This window comes from Kribbella orskensis (assembly GCF_004342085.1).
In the GTDB taxonomy this organism is placed as follows: Bacteria; Actinomycetota; Actinomycetes; order Propionibacteriales; family Kribbellaceae; genus Kribbella; species Kribbella orskensis.
On the sequence record NZ_SLWM01000003.1, the window covers coordinates 518,058 to 532,551 of the forward strand.

The following is a 14,494-nucleotide window of genomic DNA, read 5'->3' on the forward strand; positions in this document are numbered from 1 at the left end:
TACCACTGCCAGCGTCAAAGCCGGTGGGTGCGGCAGACCTCGTCGCCCAGACCTGAACCCACCAGCGGTAGGGCGGAGCCATCGAGCGCGGTGTGTGGATGTGCAGCAGCGATCGGGATGCCAGTAGCGGCCGCCAGAGCCAGTACTTCGCGCCGAGAGGTCACGGCAACCACGGGGTCCCGCTCGTACACGTAGGTCAGCTCGGGCCACCGCGCCTGCGCCGGGTGCACCAGTACGTCCCCGCCGAGCACTGCCCGCTCAGTCACCACGCACTGATGCCCGGGCGTGTGCCCCGGCGTCGGCAACAGCCGGAGCCCGTCGTCCAGCAAGGTCTCACCGTCAACGGCCCGGAGTTGACCGGCGTCCGCGATCGGCTTGATCAACCGCTCGTACGTCGGCCCGCCGTGCGCGTGATCCAGCTCGGCCTGCTGCACCACGTACGTCGCGTTGCCAAAGCGCGGGTGCTCCCCGGCGGTGTTCCAGCCGGCGTGGTCGAGGTGGACGTGGGTGAGGATCACCGTGTCTATGTCCGCCTCGCGTACCCCGGCGGCCTCGAGGAGCTCGGGGAGTCGCCCGATCGTCCCCAGCCAGTTAGCCGCCTCCCCGCCGGCCGGGCCGATCCCGGTATCGACCAAGGTGGCGCCACGGTCGCTGGTCACCAGGTAGCTATGGAAATGCAGCCACCAGCCGCCGGTGGCATCCACGTTCCCCGGGAGGTTCGCCTCGGTCCACTGCTGGTGCTCAGGCGACCACCCGGGCAGCGCTGCCTCCACAGCCTCGGGAAACACCGCCACCGCATCGCACAACACCGACACGTCCACGCGAACCCCCTGACCGGCAAGCGGATACAGCTGATCTCACGCTAGATCAAGGCAGGAGCTTTCACGGGGGCAAGGGTCCGCGAAGGCGCGCCCACCTGGTGAGGGCAGTCAGGGCAGGATCATCCAGATGGCGAGGGTGGTCATGACGAGGGCGATGCCGGCGTCGAGGAACTGCCACGCGCGGGGCCGGGCGAAGACGGGTCCGAGCTTGCGGGCCAGGAACCCAAGCGCGAAGAACCACCCGAAGCTGGCGGCGACCGCGCCGACACCGTAGAGCCAGCGCCCGTCGGCGCCCCGCTGGTTCGCCAACGCTCCGAGCAGCACCACGGTGTCGAGGTAGACGTGCGGGTTGAGATACGTGAACCCGAGACAGGTCAGTACGACGCTCCGCAATGCGGCCGGCGCGTGATCCGCCGGGCTCATCACGCCTGGGTTGATCGCCCGCCGCGCCGCGATCAGGGCGTACCCGAAGAGAAAGGCGGCACCGCCGTACTTCGCGATGCTCAGCGCGAGAGGACTGCTGGTCAGGAGTGCCCCGAGGCCGGCGATTCCGCCTGAGATCAGGAGAGCGTCGGAGAGGGCGCAGGTCAGCACCACCGGCAGGACGTGCTCGCGGCGCAGCCCCTGACGCAGTACGAAGGCGTTCTGCGCACCGATCGCGACGATCAGGGACAGCGACGTGGCAAAGCCGGCGAGTAGGGGCATGTCTCGACCGTAGGGTCGACCGGACAGGTATTCCAGCTAAAGATTCTTCATCACCATTAGCTGAGCTTCATCGACAACTAGACTCCGCAGTATGCAGATCGATGCAGCGCAACTGGACACCTTCGCGGCCGTGATCGACGAGGGCAGCTTCGACGCGGCCGCGCGGCGCCTGCGGGTCACCCCGTCCGCCGTCAGTCAGCGGATCAAGGCGCTGGAGAGTCACCTCGGACAGGTGTTGATCCAGCGGATCAAGCCGGCCCGGAGTACAGAGGCGGGGGAGGCGCTGCTCCGGCTCGCACGGCAGGTGTCGCTGTTGGAGTCCGAGGCGATCGCCGCGGTCAAGGGCAAGGCAGAGGGCCTGCGGCTGCCAATCGCGGTGAACGCGGACTCGCTGAACGGGTGGTTCCTGCCCGCGCTGCTCGCAGTACCCGCGGAGTTGGTGACCGCGTTCGACCTTCGTCAGGAGGATCAGGACCACTCGGCCGAACTGCTCCGGAACGGCACGGTGCTCGCCGCGGTGACGGCCGACCCGCGGCCCGTGCAGGGCTGCCGGGTCCAGGCGCTCGGGAAGATGCGCTACCTGTCGATCGCGAGCCCGGAGTTCGCCGAGCGCTGGTTTACCGGCCGGCCGCTCCCAGAGGCGCTCGCGGTGGCGCCGATGATGGTGTTCAACCCGAAGGACATGCTGCAACACCGGCTGATCCGCAAGGTCACTCGCCGCCGGCTCGACCCACCGGTGCACTCGATCCCGGCGCCGGGGCCGTTCGTCCGGGCTATCCGCCTCGGGCTTGGCTGGGGGATGATCGAGGAAGAGGTCGTCGAGGAGGACCTCGCCGCCGGCCGCCTGGTAGAGGTTGCCCAAGGCAAATATGTGGATGTGCCACTCTACTGGCAACACTGGAAACTCGACTCGGCTGTACTCACCGCCCTCACCACAGCGGTCCTCCAAGCGGCCCACACGGGCCTCCGGACCTCCTGAGATCCAGGCCGGAGATCGGCTGGGGAGATGGTGCTGATGCGGCTAGGGTCGGAGCATGAAGAAGGCTGTGTTCGTGGCGCTGGGGATCCTGCTCACGGTGGTCGGCGTCGTCTGGGCGCTGCAGGGACTTGGGTACATCGGCGGCAGCTCGATGACCGGGAGCTCCCTCTGGGCGATCGTCGGGCCGATCGTCGCCGCGTTCGGGGTATCCCTGATCTACGTCACCGTCCGAGGTCCGCAGAAGCGGTAGGCGGCAGTTCCTCCGGTTCCCAGCGCATGGCCATCGGGTTGTCGGGTGGGACCACGCCGGACGCCATGATCATGCCGCTGATCGGGCGGATCAGGCGGTCGAGCTCCGCGGCGGACTCGTCGCCGAAGGCTGACCAGCCCTGCTCGGCCAACCTGTCGGTGGTGTCCTCGACCTGCTGACGCAGCGCGCGACCCGCCTCGGTCAGTACTCCGTCCGCGTCGAGCAGACCCCGTGACCTGAGGTCGTCCTCTGCTTCGGCCCACTCCTCGTCGCTCCAGCGCCGGTTGACCTGGAACACCTGCTTGGACGGCCCACCTGCGGCAGAGATGGTGATACACGCCTGGCACGGGCTCAACTCCGCGCCGACCAACGCGGCGACATGCCCGTCACCTCGGGACTCCCGGAGGATGGTGGTCGCCTGCCACAAGACCAGGTGCGGCTCGTCGGGCCACTCCAGCGCCGCGTTGGCCGCGCCGAGAGCCCTGCCCGCTACCGGAGCCAGCTCGGCCGCCCGACGAGCCAGCTCAGCCGTACGGCGTACCGCAGTACTGGGGTCGGGCAGGAGACGGCGTACTGCGCTGTCGACCGCCCCGAGGCGAGCGGTGAGCAGTTGCTCGGGTGAGGCGTAGTTCCAGGCGTCGGGGATCGCGCGGGCGACCATCGACGGGTGGAAGTTGTAGAAGAGCGCGGCGACCACGTCCGGGCCTACGGCGCCGAGGGGAGCCGCCCGGCAGCCGAAGTAGCTCATCCAGCCGCCGCGCAGGCCAAGCGCGTCAGTGGCCTGTCTGGTATCGGGCGCGAAGTAGCTGATCGCGTGGTACGGCTCCAGGACTCGCCACATGCGCCGGGCGCGAGACTCGCTCATGAGCCGATCCAAGCAGACTTCCGCCCGTGGGGTGATCAGAGTGGGCGGTGCATGACGTGGAGGCCTACGTAGCCGTGGGTGGGGTGGTGGAAGGCTTCGGGGACGGTGCCGATGATCTGGAAGCCGAGGGCCTGCCAGAGCTTCACCGCCGTCTCGTTCGTCTCGACCACCGCGTTGAACTGGATCGAGCGGAAACACTCCCGGCCGGCCCAGTCGATCATGTCCTGGCAGAGAGCCCGGCCAACGCCCTTCCCACGAGCTGACGCGTCGACCATGAAGCTGGCACTCGCGACGTGCGCGCCGGGCCCCGGCCGGTTCGGGTACATGTTGGCGCTGCCCAGGATCGTGCCGTCGGCATCGACCGCGACGCTGGTCCGGGCCTGCGGCGAGTTCGACGGGGCCATCCAGAGCGACTCGGCCTGCTCCCTCGTCATCGACGGGTCGTAGGCGTAGGTCTCCAGGGCGGTGACGATCTGGTGGAAGAACGGCCAGATCGCCGGCCAGTCGGCGGCAGTCGCGTCTCGGATGTCCACAGCAGCCTTTCTCTTCAGCTCCACAGGGCGAGCAAGGGTTCTCGGTGTGCGAAGAGCATCACGCGCTGAGCGGTGGATGCCAACTGGATTCCGGGCGGCACAGCTAGGATCGCGGGGGATGACAAACACCGTTGTCCATGGGTTGCCGCGCTGGAGTCTGGCCGTGCCCCCGCTCGCTCTCGTCGTCCTGGTGCTGACCTGGGGCCGCGACCTCGGCGCAGTGCTGATCGTCCTCGTCTGCGTGGGTCTCGGCGCCGCGGTGATCGCCGCCGTCCACCACGCCGAGGTTGTCGCCCATCGCGTCGGCGAACCGTTCGGCACCCTGATCCTGGCGCTCGCGGTGACCGTGATCGAGGTCGCGCTGATCGTGACGCTGATGGCGTCCGGCGGGGACAAGGCGGCCTCGCTGGCCCGCGACACGGTCTTCGCCGCGGTGATGATCACCTGCAACGGGATCGTCGGACTCGCGCTGGTGGTCGGGTCGGTTCGGCACACAACGCAGCAGTTCCGGGTGCACGCGTCGGGGAGCGCGCTCGCCGTGATGACCGCGCTGGTGACGCTCAGCCTGGTGCTGCCGACCTTCACCACCAGTACTCCGGGGGCCACCTTCAGCCCGGCCCAGCTCGCCTTCGCCGGGGTGGCGTCGCTGACGATGTACGGCGTCTTCGTCTTCGTCCAGACCATCCGGCACCGCGACTACTTCCTCCCGGTGGTCGCCGAAGAGCCCGCAGCGGCTCGGGTCGGGACGGTCGCGGAGACTTCCGCTGGGGTGGGCCAAGTTGGCGCGGGAGCTGGGACCGGCTCGGAGGCCGTAGAGGTGCCGATCGCGGCCGATCTGGTTGATGACGAGGAGGACAGGGAGGTGCACGCGGCGGCGCCGACCGGGCGTGTCGCGCTGCTCAGTCTGGGCCTGCTGTTCCTGTGCCTGATCGCGGTCGTCGGCCTGGCGAAGACGGTCTCGCCGAAGCTCGAGGACGCAGTCGAGTCGGCTGGTGCTCCGGTGGCGGTGGTCGGCGTCGTCATCGCGTTGCTGGTGCTGCTCCCGGAAACAGTCGCCGCTGTCCGCGCCGCCTTGCGGAACAGGCTGCAGACGAGCCTGAACCTCGCACTCGGTTCGGCCCTGGCCAGCATCGGGCTGACGATCCCAGCGATCGCGGTCGCGTCCATCTGGCTCAGCGGCCCGCTGGTCCTTGGCCTCGGCGGCACGGAGATGGTCCTGTTCGCGCTGACGGTGATCGTCAGCATGCTGACGCTGGCGACCGGCCGCGCCACGCTGCTCCAGGGTGCCGTCCACCTGATGATCTTCAGCTCCTTCGTCTTCCTCGCGGTGAGCCCGTAGCGGCAGCCCCGACCGGCAGCCAGAGACTCGGCCGCGAGGAGAACGAACGGCTCAGAGGCCGGCGAGGTAGTCGACGACCTGCTGCTGGTGGTTGTGCTCGGCCCAGCCCTGCGGAGTGCTGTTGTACCCACAGTCGCGGATGGTCGGGTCGGCTCCGAGCTCGATCAGCTTCTTCACCGTCTCCAGATGCCCATGGAACGCCGCCTGGTGCAGCGGCGTGTTCATCCCGAGCACGTTCAGGTCGAACCCCAGTTCTTTCAACGGCTCCAGAGCCTCGGTCCGTCCGAGCTCGGCCGCCCGCAACGGAAGTAAGCGATTCCGCTGCACCGCCCGAGCCGCCAACTCGCGATCAGCCTCGAACGGCCTGCCCTGCATGACCGCGGCGTACAGCTCATGAACGTCGTCGAGCGGTGCCGCACCCTGTGCCCGCAGGAGTTCAGCGACCTCGGTGTGCCCGACCACGGCGGCCAGTTCGTACGCCCGATGACCACAGAAGATCGGGTGCTCGGTACCGCGGCCGTCCGGATCGGTGCCTTGGGCAAGCACTAGTTGCACCCGGTGGAGCAGGCCTGCCGAGGAGGCGAAGACCAGCTCGTCCTCCAGGAGCTGTCGTGGTGTGTGATGTACGGTCGCCAACCGCTCGTGCCACGGCCCGCCATCCCCGTTGCCGAGGCCGAACTCGAGCAACAGCTCCAAGTGGGCATCGTCGTACGGCGGCGGGCATCCCGGCCCGCAGTTGTACATCGTCTGGCTGTCGTTCGCATCGGCTCCCGCCTCGAGCAGCAGGCGAGCCAGCGCGAGCCGGCTCTGGTGCGGCGGCTGATCCCCCTCACCCCGGCCGAACGCACCCGTCAGCGCGGTGAACGGCGACGGCAATCCCTCCCAGAGGTACCCGGCATTCGGATCAGCACCATGAGCCAGCAGCATCCGGGCGATCTCCACCGGCGCCTCCGGCGTCACGTCGAGGCGCGAATAAGTCAAGTAGAGCAGGGGTTCCCACCGATACGGACCACCCTCACGATTGGCGAGCGCGCCGTCCCGGGCCAACTCCGCGCGAACCGCCGGTACGTCGCCGGCGACCACCATCGTGCAGATGTTGCTCAGGGCAACATCAGGGAACTCCGTCAGCAGCTCGCGCGCCGCGCTCCGGCGTACCGGGTCGTCCGAGCCGTACTGCAGGGTGGCGAGCCGGAGGAACTCGTCGGCCCGCCGGCCCGGGGTGTCCAAGGGACCGCCGATCGCCTGGCGGTGGGGATAACGGCTGTACTGCGTGATCAGGTCGAGGTGATGCGTGAGCCGCGACCAACTGGCGAACCCGTAGCTGCGGGCGATCACCAACTGGGCATCGGCCAGGTTGCTGACGGGGTGGAATTCGGCGGCGAGTGCGACAGCCGCGGGATCCTCGGCCCGGACCTGCTTGAGCAGAGTCTTGGCCTGCTTCTTCAGGTGCTCGAGGCTCGGGGGACTGGGGAGTTGACGGGTCGGCATGGCGACCTCCTCTCTACGTGCCCGCTGTCCGCGTCGTCGGGCGAGAAAGGAGGTGGCTGGTACCGCGCAAGCTCGAAACCAGGTGGGCTGAGCCCTTCCCGCGGACCGGTGGCACCCTGGACGCCTGACGCCGATCCTACGCCCGGGCCCGGCTCAGGTCTTCTCCATCCACCACTCGGTGAACTCGTGCGCGCGCCCGTTCCGGTCCAGCCGGATCACCCACAGGTTGCTGAACTCGCTCGGCGGGTCCGTCAGGTAGGTCGTCCAGCCGCGGACGAAGCCGACCCCGTCCCCGAAGCCGAGCACCTGGTAGTCGAAGGTCGTCTCCCCGGGTGCGTCCGCGACCTCGAGCCAGGCGTCCACGATCGCGTCCCGGCCGAGCACCGGCTCCTCGTCCGGCCGGCGGTAGAGGGCGGCGTCCTCGGTCCACAGCGCGGCGATGTCCGCCGGATCGTTCGTCTCCCAGGCAAGCCGGTACCGCGCGATCCACCGCTCCAGCACCTTCTCCCGCATCCCTCGCATCACTGCATCCTGCCGTCCCCCGAGCACAACCTCACGCGGGCGCGCGGGCCGGCCCGGGAGGGGGCCGCCGTGGATCGCGGTTATTCGCCGGTCAGGCCGTCGACCCGTTCGCGGAGCAGGTCGGCGTGGCCGTTGTGGCGGGCGTATTCCTCGACCATGTGGATGTAGAGCCAACGCAGCGAGTACTCCGCGTCGCCACGCGGTCGCTTGAACGTGTGGTCGAGGGAGTGGGCCGCGGCGAGTTCGTCCGACGTGCGGATCGCTGCCTTCAGGTCGGCGAGATCCTGCTCGACCCGAGCCGGGTCGACCAGATCGAAGTCGCCGTCCGGATGCTCGTCGGTCCACAACTCCAGCCGCAGCGGCCGCCCGGCGAGGCAAACCTGGAACCAGTACCGCTCGACCTCCGCGAGGTGCCGGATCAACCCCAGCAGGCTCATCGTCGACGGCTCAATGCTCGCCCGGACAAGTTGCTCGCCGGTCAACCCCGAGGTCTTCCACAACAGCGTGCCCCGGTGAAAGTCGAGAAATCCCTGCAGCAATTCACGCTCCCCACCCAGGTTGGGCGGATCCGTGCGGAAGGCGTCGGCTGTGCTCACGACCTGAACCGTACCTGCTGATCCTGTTGCTTGACATCAGTCGTCAAGTACTTGACGCTGTATGTCAAGCAGATGCGAGGGTGGTGGCCGATGGACGAGTTGACCCGGCAGTTGGTGGGGATCATCGAGCGCAGGCTGCTCGACCCGTTGGAGATCCTGGTCGACTCCGACCTCGCCGACCTTCGGCGGAAAGCCGAAGCCGCGGCTGGATCCTTCGCCGCCCGGCTGCTCGGCCCCGACGACCGGGACGCGGCCTGGGCTGCCGCGACCCTGATCGGCGCGCTGTATCCGGGCGACACCGCGTTCGACCCGCCCGCCGACTGGTGGCGTACTCCGCTGGGCCGCGCCGTGCTGCGCCGGGTCGGCCATCCCAGCGCGACGGCGGTCCCGTACGCGCTGGCCGGAGCGATGCTCGGCATCACCCGCCAGGGAGTTCACGACTTGGTTGTCAGAGGCAAGCTTTCCCGCGACCCCGACGGTGGGGTCACGGTGTCATCGGTCCGCGAACGAGAGTTGGGACGCTCATGATCGCCAGCTACGAGTACGGCGAGGCCGGCCCGCGGGTGTTCCTCCTGCATGGTGGCGGCGGGAACGCGGATCAGTGGCAGGAGTTCGCGAAACACCTCGACGGCTTCCGTCTGACGGCGGTCGACCTGCCCGGCCATGGGGGATCCAGTGACAGTTCCTGGCGATGGGACGAGGTGCTGGACGAGCTCGAAACCCTCGACCTCGGGAACCCGTTCGTGGTCGGGCATTCTCTGGGCGGGATGCTCGCCGTGCGCTGGGGAAAGCGCCACCCGGAATGCCCTGGTCTGGTGAATCTGGACGGCAACGGCTGGCCCTCGACGTACCCCGGGCTGGAGGACGTCGAGCCCGCGCGCGAGAAGCTGAACGAAGTCTTCAAGGCGCAAGCGGACGCGATGGCGGCGCCATTGGCGCCGGAGGTCGAGGAGATGCTCGTCACTCAGCAGCCGTACCTCCGGCGGAATCTGGTCCGCAGAAACGGACAGACCTTCCTCCGCCCGGAGTGCCCTGCCCTCGACGTAATCCGCGAAATGATCGCCGCCGAACGCACGACCGACCTGTATGACGGTCTGAGCTGCCCGGCGCTCGCCGTCGTCGCCACGAGGCTGTTCCCCGCCCAGGAACCCTTCGCCGACCTGTTCCGTGCCCAGCAGCGCGGCGTCGTCGAGAACCTGCGAGGCCGGGAAGAGCGGGACCCAGGCGGTTGCCGGGTGGTCGAGTTCGACGGGTCGCACGGGATGCTCTTCGAGGACCCGGCCGGAGTGGCGGCGCTGGTTCGGGAGTTCGTGACGGCGCACTGAGTTTGGATACTCTCCGCAGACGGTCCTGGGGTGACGTACACTATCTGTGACGGCCCGCCCAGTTCTGCCTCGGGCCGATTCAGTGCACACGCTGCGCTAGCAGTCGACCACCACGCGCCGCGGCCCACCGGGCTGCGCCGGGCAGGACGACCCCCGACTTTCTTGGAGTACTTCATGGCGGCTAGCCGCCCCGGTAACACCACGCCCACTTCCACCCCCTCTACCTCTCTTCCGCGCGCCCAGGGTGAGGCCCCGGCGCGCCCCCGCCGCCGTCGCCGGACCGGTGCCAGCGGCAACACCCAGAACGGGACCACCCAGAACGGGACCACCCAGAACGGAACCACGCTGAACGCCTCATCCACCACCGCATCCCCGCAAGGCACCGTCAACGGCTCACGCCGGCCGGCTGGTGACACCACCGCCCCGCAGAGCAGGCGTGCCCCGCGCACCCGCCGCGGCGGTAACCCGCGCGACGCCGACTCCCGCAGTACCGGCTCCCGCGGCGCCGACCGTGTGGTCGAGACGGTTGTGGAGAGCGACTCGTACGACGAGCTCGACGTGCCGGTGATCGACGACGACATGACGTTCGCCGAGCTCGGCGTACCGTCCGGACTGGTCAAGGCGCTCGCCTCGACCGGTGTGGTCAAGCCGTTCCCGATCCAGGCGGCGACGCTGCCGGACTCGCTGGCGGGCAAGGACGTGCTCGGTCGCGGCCGGACCGGTTCCGGCAAGACCTACGCGTTCGTGCTGCCGGTGCTCGCCCGGCTCGCGGCCAGCGGTACCAGGCGCCGGCCGAACCAGCCGCGGGCGCTGATCCTGGCGCCGACCCGTGAGCTCGCCACCCAGATCCAGGCGTCGATCACGCCGCTGACGGACGCGCTCGACCTGCGCACGATGACGATCTTCGGCGGCGTCGGCGCCGGTCCGCAGATCAGCGGCCTGCGCCGCGGCGTCGACATCGTCGTCGCCTGCCCCGGCCGGCTCGAGGACCACGTCAAGTCCGGGCACGCGAAGCTCGACGCGATCGAGATCACCGTGCTGGACGAGGCCGACCACATGGCCGACCTCGGCTTCCTGCCCGCCGTCCGGCGGATCCTGGAGGCGACCCCGGCGAACGCCCAGCGGCTGCTCTTCTCGGCCACCCTGGACGCAGGCGTCGACGTTCTGGTCAAGCGGTTCATGAAGTCGCCTGTCACGCACAGCGTCGACTCGGCCCAGTCGCCGGTGTCGAAGATGACGCACCACGTGCTGCACGTGCAGTCCGACACCCGGCTGCCGGTGCTGGTCGACCTGACCGCCGCACCGGGCCGCACGCTGGTCTTCACCCGCACGAAGTACGGCGCGAAGTCGCTCACGAAGAAGCTGATCGCACTCGGCGTACCGGCGGTGGAACTGCACGGCAACCTCTCGCAGGGCGCCCGCACCCGGAACCTCGAGGCCTTCTCCGACGGCTCGGCGAAGACGCTGGTGGCGACCGACATCGCGGCCCGCGGCATCCACGTCGACGACATCACGCTGGTCATCCACGCGGATCCGCCGATCGAGCACAAGGCCTACCTGCACCGCTCCGGCCGTACTGCGCGAGCCGGTGCCGAGGGGACCGTCATCACGCTGATGACGGACGACCAGGTCCGCGACGTACGGGACCTGACCCGCAAGGCCGGCATCTCCGCGAAGGTGACCAAGCTCCGCGTCGGCGACCCCCTGCTCGCGCAGTTGGCGCCGGGCGAGCGCGCCTTCGTCACCCCGCCGGTGAAGTCCGCGGTCGAGTCGGAGTCGGTACGCCGTACCGGTGCCGGCGGATCCTCGGACGGCCGGGGTCGCGGTGGTCGCCGCCGGCGCGCCGCGGGACCGGGCGCGCCGCGTGCGGCCGGCCAAGGTGCTCGCAACGGAGGCGGCCAGGGCGGTAAGTCGCGCGGCAACTCCCGCGGCGGCGCTTCCGCCCCGAAGAGCTACAGCACCACCACGCCGGGCGCGACCAGCCGCCCGGCCGGCGCAGCAGCTTTCTCCGCAGGCACCCGCGCAGGCCGCGGTCGCTAGACACTCGAAGCGACAGAAGGCCGGACTGACCCCAGGGTCGGTCCGGCCTTTCGCTTGTACTGAGGCAGGCCCGGTCAGGAACTCTCGCTCGGGGCCGGTCAGGTGGTCGACGGCTTGGCGAGCGATTCGGCCGAGTGCCTCGGAATCTGTCTTCGGTCGGTCGCGAAGACTTCGCGACCGCGGCTTTCGCGAACCCGGCCCGCGCCTTCGCGACCACCTGGAGAACATGAGTTGACCACCGAGACGACATTCTGTTGCCGGGGGCATCCGGGCGGTACGGTTCGCTGGTGAACACGATCGCGCAGATCTTCGTCGCCCTGGCCGGTGTCTTCCACCTTGCCGTCTTCGCTCTGGAGAGCCTGCTCTTCAAGAAGCCGAGCACCTACCAGCGCTTCCTGATCAAGACCGAGGCCGAGGCGGAGGCGGCCCGGCCCTGGGCGTTCAACCAGGGCTTCTACAACTTGTTCCTCGCGATCGGCGCGATCGGCGGGCTGATCGCCGGCGGCGACAAGGGCCACGCGATCGCGCTGTTCGCCTGCGCCTGCATGGCCGGCGCCGGCATCGTGCTGATCGCCTCGGACCGCCGCCTGGCCCGCTCGGCCGCGCTGCAGGCGGTCCCGCCGATCCTGGCCCTGGTCCTCGCCGCGGTGCTCTGACGCACCCCGATCCTCAAGTGCTCTTGAAGTGAAAAGGTTGACTTCAAGAGCACTTGATGTCCGAGGGTGCTGTGCATGACGACAACCGCTGACCCCTCGACCGGTGCCGCGGCACCAGCTCGGCCGCGCAGCGTGCTCGCGCCGGAGTACCGGGCACTGACGGTCGGGATGGTCGCGCTGATCACCCTGGTCGCGTTCGAGTCCCTCGCGGTCACCACCGCGATGCCGACCGTCGCGCAGTCGCTGGACGGGCTGTCCCTGTACGCGCTCGCGTTCGGCGGGCCGCTCGCGTCGAGCGTCGTCGCGATGGTCGTCTCGGGCACCTGGAGCGATCTGAAAGGCCCGGCCCGGCCGCTCTGGCACGGCACCGCCTGGTTCCTGGCCGGCCTGATCATCGCCGGTGTCGCGCCGACGATGGAGGTGCTCGTCGTCGGACGCATCATCCAGGGCTTCGGCGGCGGCCTCCTCACGGTCGCCCTGTACGTCGTCGTCGGCCACCTCTACCCGGCGGAACTCCGGCCGCGCATCTTCGCCGCGTTCGCCACCGGCTGGGTGGTCCCGTCCCTGGTCGGCCCCGCGATCGCCGGCCTGATCGTCGAGCACGCGAGCTGGCGGATCGTGTTCCTAGCAGTACCGGCGATGGCCATCCCGGCCGCGCTGGTAATGCGCCCCGGTCTGGCTCGTGCGGACGCCGGTACTCCGGAGCAGGAGCACAGGTCGCTCTGGGACCGGCGAGCCATGTGGGCGATCGCCGCGGCGGTAGGCGTCGGCTTGCTCCACTACGGCGGTCAGCAGCGCGGGATTCTCCAGCTCGCCTTGCTCGCCGTCGGTCTGGCCGGGGTGATCGCCTTCTCGCCGAAGTTGTTGCCCAAGGGGACCTTCACGATGTGCACCGGGCTCCCGGCTGTGGTCGCCCTCCGCGGCCTCGTTGCGGCCGCCGGATTCGGGGCCGAGGTGTTCCTCCCGCTGATGCTGACCCGCGAACGTGGACTCTCGCCCTCCTTCGCCGGGCTCGTGCTCACCGTCAGCGCGCTCACCTGGACCACCGCCTCGTGGTACCGGGGCCGGCCGCACCAGCCGTTCTCGCACGAGGTGTTCCTGCAGGCCGGGATGATCTCGATCGTGCTCGGCATCACGGCGGCGACCTTGACCCTGAACCCGCACGTGCCGGTGCTCGTCGGCATCCTCGGCTGGGGGCTCGCCGGTCTCGGCATGGGAACGGTGTTCCCGACCGTATCGGTGCTGATCCTGGAGTACTCGAGCCGCGAGGAGCAGGGCGCGAACAGCTCCGCGCTGCAGCTCAGCGACGCCCTGGCCACGGCCACGGTGCTCGCGGTCGGTGGTTCCCTGTTCGCCGCGATCGAACCGCACTCGGCGACCACCGCCTACCTGACCGCCTTCGGTCTCCCCGCCGTCCTCGCCCTGCTCGGCGTCTTCGCCGCCCGCCGTACCAAGCAGCAGGTCGGGTAGCGGGCTACTCCTTGGAGCCGGTGAACGCGATGCTGGCGCCGAGGCCGATGATCATCAGCCCGCCGGTGCCACCGACGAGTTCGAGGCGGCGGGGCGAGCGGGCGAACCACTCGCGGGCGGTCCCGGCGACCAGGGCCCACAGGCTGTCGGAACAGAGGGCGATGACGATGAAGATCAGCCCGAGCAGCAGGATCTGCAGCGACGCCGGAGCTGCGTTCTTGTCGACGAACTGCGGCAGGACCGCGGCGAAGAACACCGCCGTCTTCGCGTTCGTCACCCCGACCAGGAACCCCTGGCGCAGCGCCCGCCGGGCGTTCCCGGGCTTCACCTCGCTCTGCAGCGCCGCGACCAGCGACTTCCGGGTCCGGAACGCGTGCACCCCGAGATAGATCAGGTACACCGCTCCGGCCAGCTTGACCACGGTCAGAGCGATCGCGCTGGCAGCGATCAGCGCACCTAGCCCGAGCGCCACGGCGACAAGCATCACGGCCGCGCCGACGGTGTTCCCCACCATCGTCAACACCGCCTCGCGCCGCCCGACAGCCAGCGCCCGCCCCACGATGAACAACACGCTAGGCCCAGGAACCACGATGATCACGAACGAGGTGATCGCAAACGCGAGCAGATGATGACCGGAGGGCATCCCCTCACACTAGGGCCGCCCCGCCCGCGGCCGCAGGTGAATTCCGACACTCGCCAGGCTCCGGCATCTGGACGGGGCGCACTGGTGCGTTGACCGTGGGTGAAGCGGGCGGCTACCTTTCCAGGGACAACCTGCGGTGCCATGAGGGAAACCGGTGAGAGACCGGTACGGCCGCGCCACTGTGAGCGAGCTTGCTCGTGAGTCAGGACGCTCGGGCATCAGCAGCCTTTCGAAGGGGACGCGCACTTCCCCAGGAGGTACT

General features: G+C 69.3%; 16 protein-coding genes and 1 riboswitch. Of the genes, 8 read left to right on the forward strand and 8 right to left on the reverse strand.

Translation table 11 applies throughout. From position 1 onward, the window contains the following. Positions 1 to 14: 14 nt before the first annotated feature. Together EV644_RS11400 and EV644_RS11405 are read right to left on the reverse strand one after the other, a co-directional pair. The gene (locus EV644_RS11400) at positions 15 to 821 is read right to left on the reverse strand and encodes an MBL fold metallo-hydrolase (protein ID WP_132191703.1); all 807 of its coding nucleotides are present in this window, start codon (positions 819 to 821) and stop codon (positions 15 to 17) included. Between the two features lie 108 nt (positions 822 to 929). Then, positions 930 to 1,526 carry a LysE/ArgO family amino acid transporter gene (locus tag EV644_RS11405; RefSeq protein ID WP_132191702.1) on the reverse strand — a complete coding sequence of 199 codons (597 nt, stop codon included), beginning with the start codon at positions 1,524 to 1,526 and terminating at the stop codon, positions 930 to 932. Positions 1,527 to 1,617: 91 nt separating this feature from the next. Here EV644_RS11405 and EV644_RS11410 point away from each other — a divergent pair, with 91 nt between their 5' ends. Both EV644_RS11410 and EV644_RS11415 read left to right on the forward strand, forming a co-directional pair. Next, positions 1,618 to 2,505, forward strand: a complete 888-nt coding sequence (locus EV644_RS11410; protein WP_132191701.1) for a LysR family transcriptional regulator ArgP — start codon at positions 1,618 to 1,620, stop codon at positions 2,503 to 2,505. Positions 2,506 to 2,560: 55 nt separating this feature from the next. Continuing rightward, the gene (locus EV644_RS11415; protein WP_132191700.1) at positions 2,561 to 2,755 is read left to right on the forward strand and encodes a hypothetical protein; all 195 of its coding nucleotides are present in this window, start codon (positions 2,561 to 2,563) and stop codon (positions 2,753 to 2,755) included. Here EV644_RS11415 and EV644_RS11420 read toward each other — a convergent pair. Beyond that, positions 2,727 to 3,620, reverse strand: a complete 894-nt coding sequence (locus EV644_RS11420; RefSeq protein WP_132191699.1) for an SCO6745 family protein — start codon at positions 3,618 to 3,620, stop codon at positions 2,727 to 2,729. The genes EV644_RS11415 and EV644_RS11420 overlap by 29 nt on opposite strands. Positions 3,621 to 3,655: 35 nt before the next feature. Then, entirely contained in the window at positions 3,656 to 4,177 is a 522-nt protein-coding gene (locus EV644_RS11425) for a GNAT family N-acetyltransferase (protein ID WP_241998863.1), read from the reverse strand. Between the two features lie 94 nt (positions 4,178 to 4,271). On the opposite strand from EV644_RS11425, the gene EV644_RS11430 reads away from it, so the two are divergent. Continuing rightward, complete coding sequence (locus EV644_RS11430; protein WP_132191698.1) at positions 4,272 to 5,492, forward strand: calcium:cation antiporter; 1,221 nt, start codon at positions 4,272 to 4,274, stop codon at positions 5,490 to 5,492. A gap of 51 nt (positions 5,493 to 5,543) precedes the next feature. On the opposite strand, the gene EV644_RS11435 is transcribed toward EV644_RS11430, so the two are convergent. The 3 genes from EV644_RS11435 to EV644_RS11445 form a co-directional block, all read right to left on the reverse strand. Next, positions 5,544 to 6,980 (reverse strand): ankyrin repeat domain-containing protein, encoded by a 1,437-nt coding sequence (locus tag EV644_RS11435; protein WP_132191697.1) that lies wholly within the window; start codon positions 6,978 to 6,980, stop codon positions 5,544 to 5,546. 153 nt (positions 6,981 to 7,133) lie between these two features. Continuing rightward, complete coding sequence (locus EV644_RS11440) at positions 7,134 to 7,502, reverse strand: YybH family protein (RefSeq protein WP_241998861.1); 369 nt, start codon at positions 7,500 to 7,502, stop codon at positions 7,134 to 7,136. An 80-nt stretch (positions 7,503 to 7,582) separates the two neighbouring features. Next, positions 7,583 to 8,098 carry a DinB family protein gene (locus tag EV644_RS11445; RefSeq protein ID WP_132191696.1) on the reverse strand — a complete coding sequence of 172 codons (516 nt, stop codon included), beginning with the start codon at positions 8,096 to 8,098 and terminating at the stop codon, positions 7,583 to 7,585. A gap of 90 nt (positions 8,099 to 8,188) precedes the next feature. Here EV644_RS11445 and EV644_RS11450 point away from each other — a divergent pair, with 90 nt between their 5' ends. The 5 genes from EV644_RS11450 (at position 8,189) to EV644_RS11470 (ending at position 13,589) form a co-directional block, all read left to right on the forward strand. Next, positions 8,189 to 8,626, forward strand: coding sequence for a hypothetical protein (locus tag EV644_RS11450; protein WP_199239749.1), 438 nt, complete (start codon positions 8,189 to 8,191; stop codon positions 8,624 to 8,626). After that, positions 8,623 to 9,423, forward strand: coding sequence for an alpha/beta fold hydrolase (locus EV644_RS11455; RefSeq protein WP_132191695.1), 801 nt, complete (start codon positions 8,623 to 8,625; stop codon positions 9,421 to 9,423). Before EV644_RS11450 ends, EV644_RS11455 begins: the two co-directional genes overlap by 4 nt. A 174-nt stretch (positions 9,424 to 9,597) precedes the next feature. Next, positions 9,598 to 11,463, forward strand: a complete 1,866-nt coding sequence (locus tag EV644_RS11460) for a DEAD/DEAH box helicase (RefSeq protein WP_241998859.1) — start codon at positions 9,598 to 9,600, stop codon at positions 11,461 to 11,463. A gap of 287 nt (positions 11,464 to 11,750) precedes the next feature. Beyond that, positions 11,751 to 12,119: a DUF1304 domain-containing protein gene (locus EV644_RS11465; protein ID WP_132191694.1), complete on the forward strand. Its 369-nt coding sequence runs from the start codon at positions 11,751 to 11,753 to the stop codon at positions 12,117 to 12,119. Positions 12,120 to 12,194: 75 nt separating this feature from the next. Continuing rightward, the gene (locus EV644_RS11470) at positions 12,195 to 13,589 is read left to right on the forward strand and encodes an MFS transporter (protein WP_132191693.1); all 1,395 of its coding nucleotides are present in this window, start codon (positions 12,195 to 12,197) and stop codon (positions 13,587 to 13,589) included. A gap of 4 nt (positions 13,590 to 13,593) precedes the next feature. Here EV644_RS11470 and EV644_RS11475 read toward each other — a convergent pair whose 3' ends face one another. Continuing rightward, positions 13,594 to 14,232: a LysE family translocator gene (locus tag EV644_RS11475; protein WP_132191692.1), complete on the reverse strand. Its 639-nt coding sequence runs from the start codon at positions 14,230 to 14,232 to the stop codon at positions 13,594 to 13,596. Between the two features lie 146 nt (positions 14,233 to 14,378). Beyond that, positions 14,379 to 14,443, forward strand: a riboswitch (cobalamin riboswitch). Positions 14,444 to 14,494: the final 51 nt, after the last annotated feature.

Excerpts from the sequence above, each read along its gene's own strand:
- EV644_RS11475 (WP_132191692.1), bottom strand. The coding sequence starts at position 14,232 with ATGCCCTCCGGTCATCATCTGCTCGCGTTTGCGATCACCTCGTTCGTG.
- EV644_RS11415 (WP_132191700.1), top strand. The coding sequence starts at position 2,561 with ATGAAGAAGGCTGTGTTCGTGGCGCTGGGGATCCTGCTCACGGTGGTC.
- EV644_RS11470 (WP_132191693.1), top strand. The coding sequence starts at position 12,195 with ATGACGACAACCGCTGACCCCTCGACCGGTGCCGCGGCACCAGCTCGG.
- EV644_RS11455 (WP_132191695.1), top strand. The coding sequence starts at position 8,623 with ATGATCGCCAGCTACGAGTACGGCGAGGCCGGCCCGCGGGTGTTCCTC.
- EV644_RS11440 (WP_241998861.1), bottom strand. The coding sequence starts at position 7,502 with ATGCGAGGGATGCGGGAGAAGGTGCTGGAGCGGTGGATCGCGCGGTAC.
- EV644_RS11450 (WP_199239749.1), top strand. The coding sequence starts at position 8,189 with ATGGACGAGTTGACCCGGCAGTTGGTGGGGATCATCGAGCGCAGGCTG.
- EV644_RS11435 (WP_132191697.1), bottom strand. The coding sequence starts at position 6,980 with ATGCCGACCCGTCAACTCCCCAGTCCCCCGAGCCTCGAGCACCTGAAG.
- EV644_RS11405 (WP_132191702.1), bottom strand. The coding sequence starts at position 1,526 with ATGCCCCTACTCGCCGGCTTTGCCACGTCGCTGTCCCTGATCGTCGCG.
- EV644_RS11460 (WP_241998859.1), top strand. The coding sequence starts at position 9,598 with ATGGCGGCTAGCCGCCCCGGTAACACCACGCCCACTTCCACCCCCTCT.
- EV644_RS11430 (WP_132191698.1), top strand. The coding sequence starts at position 4,272 with ATGACAAACACCGTTGTCCATGGGTTGCCGCGCTGGAGTCTGGCCGTG.
- EV644_RS11420 (WP_132191699.1), bottom strand. The coding sequence starts at position 3,620 with ATGAGCGAGTCTCGCGCCCGGCGCATGTGGCGAGTCCTGGAGCCGTAC.
- EV644_RS11410 (WP_132191701.1), top strand. The coding sequence starts at position 1,618 with ATGCAGATCGATGCAGCGCAACTGGACACCTTCGCGGCCGTGATCGAC.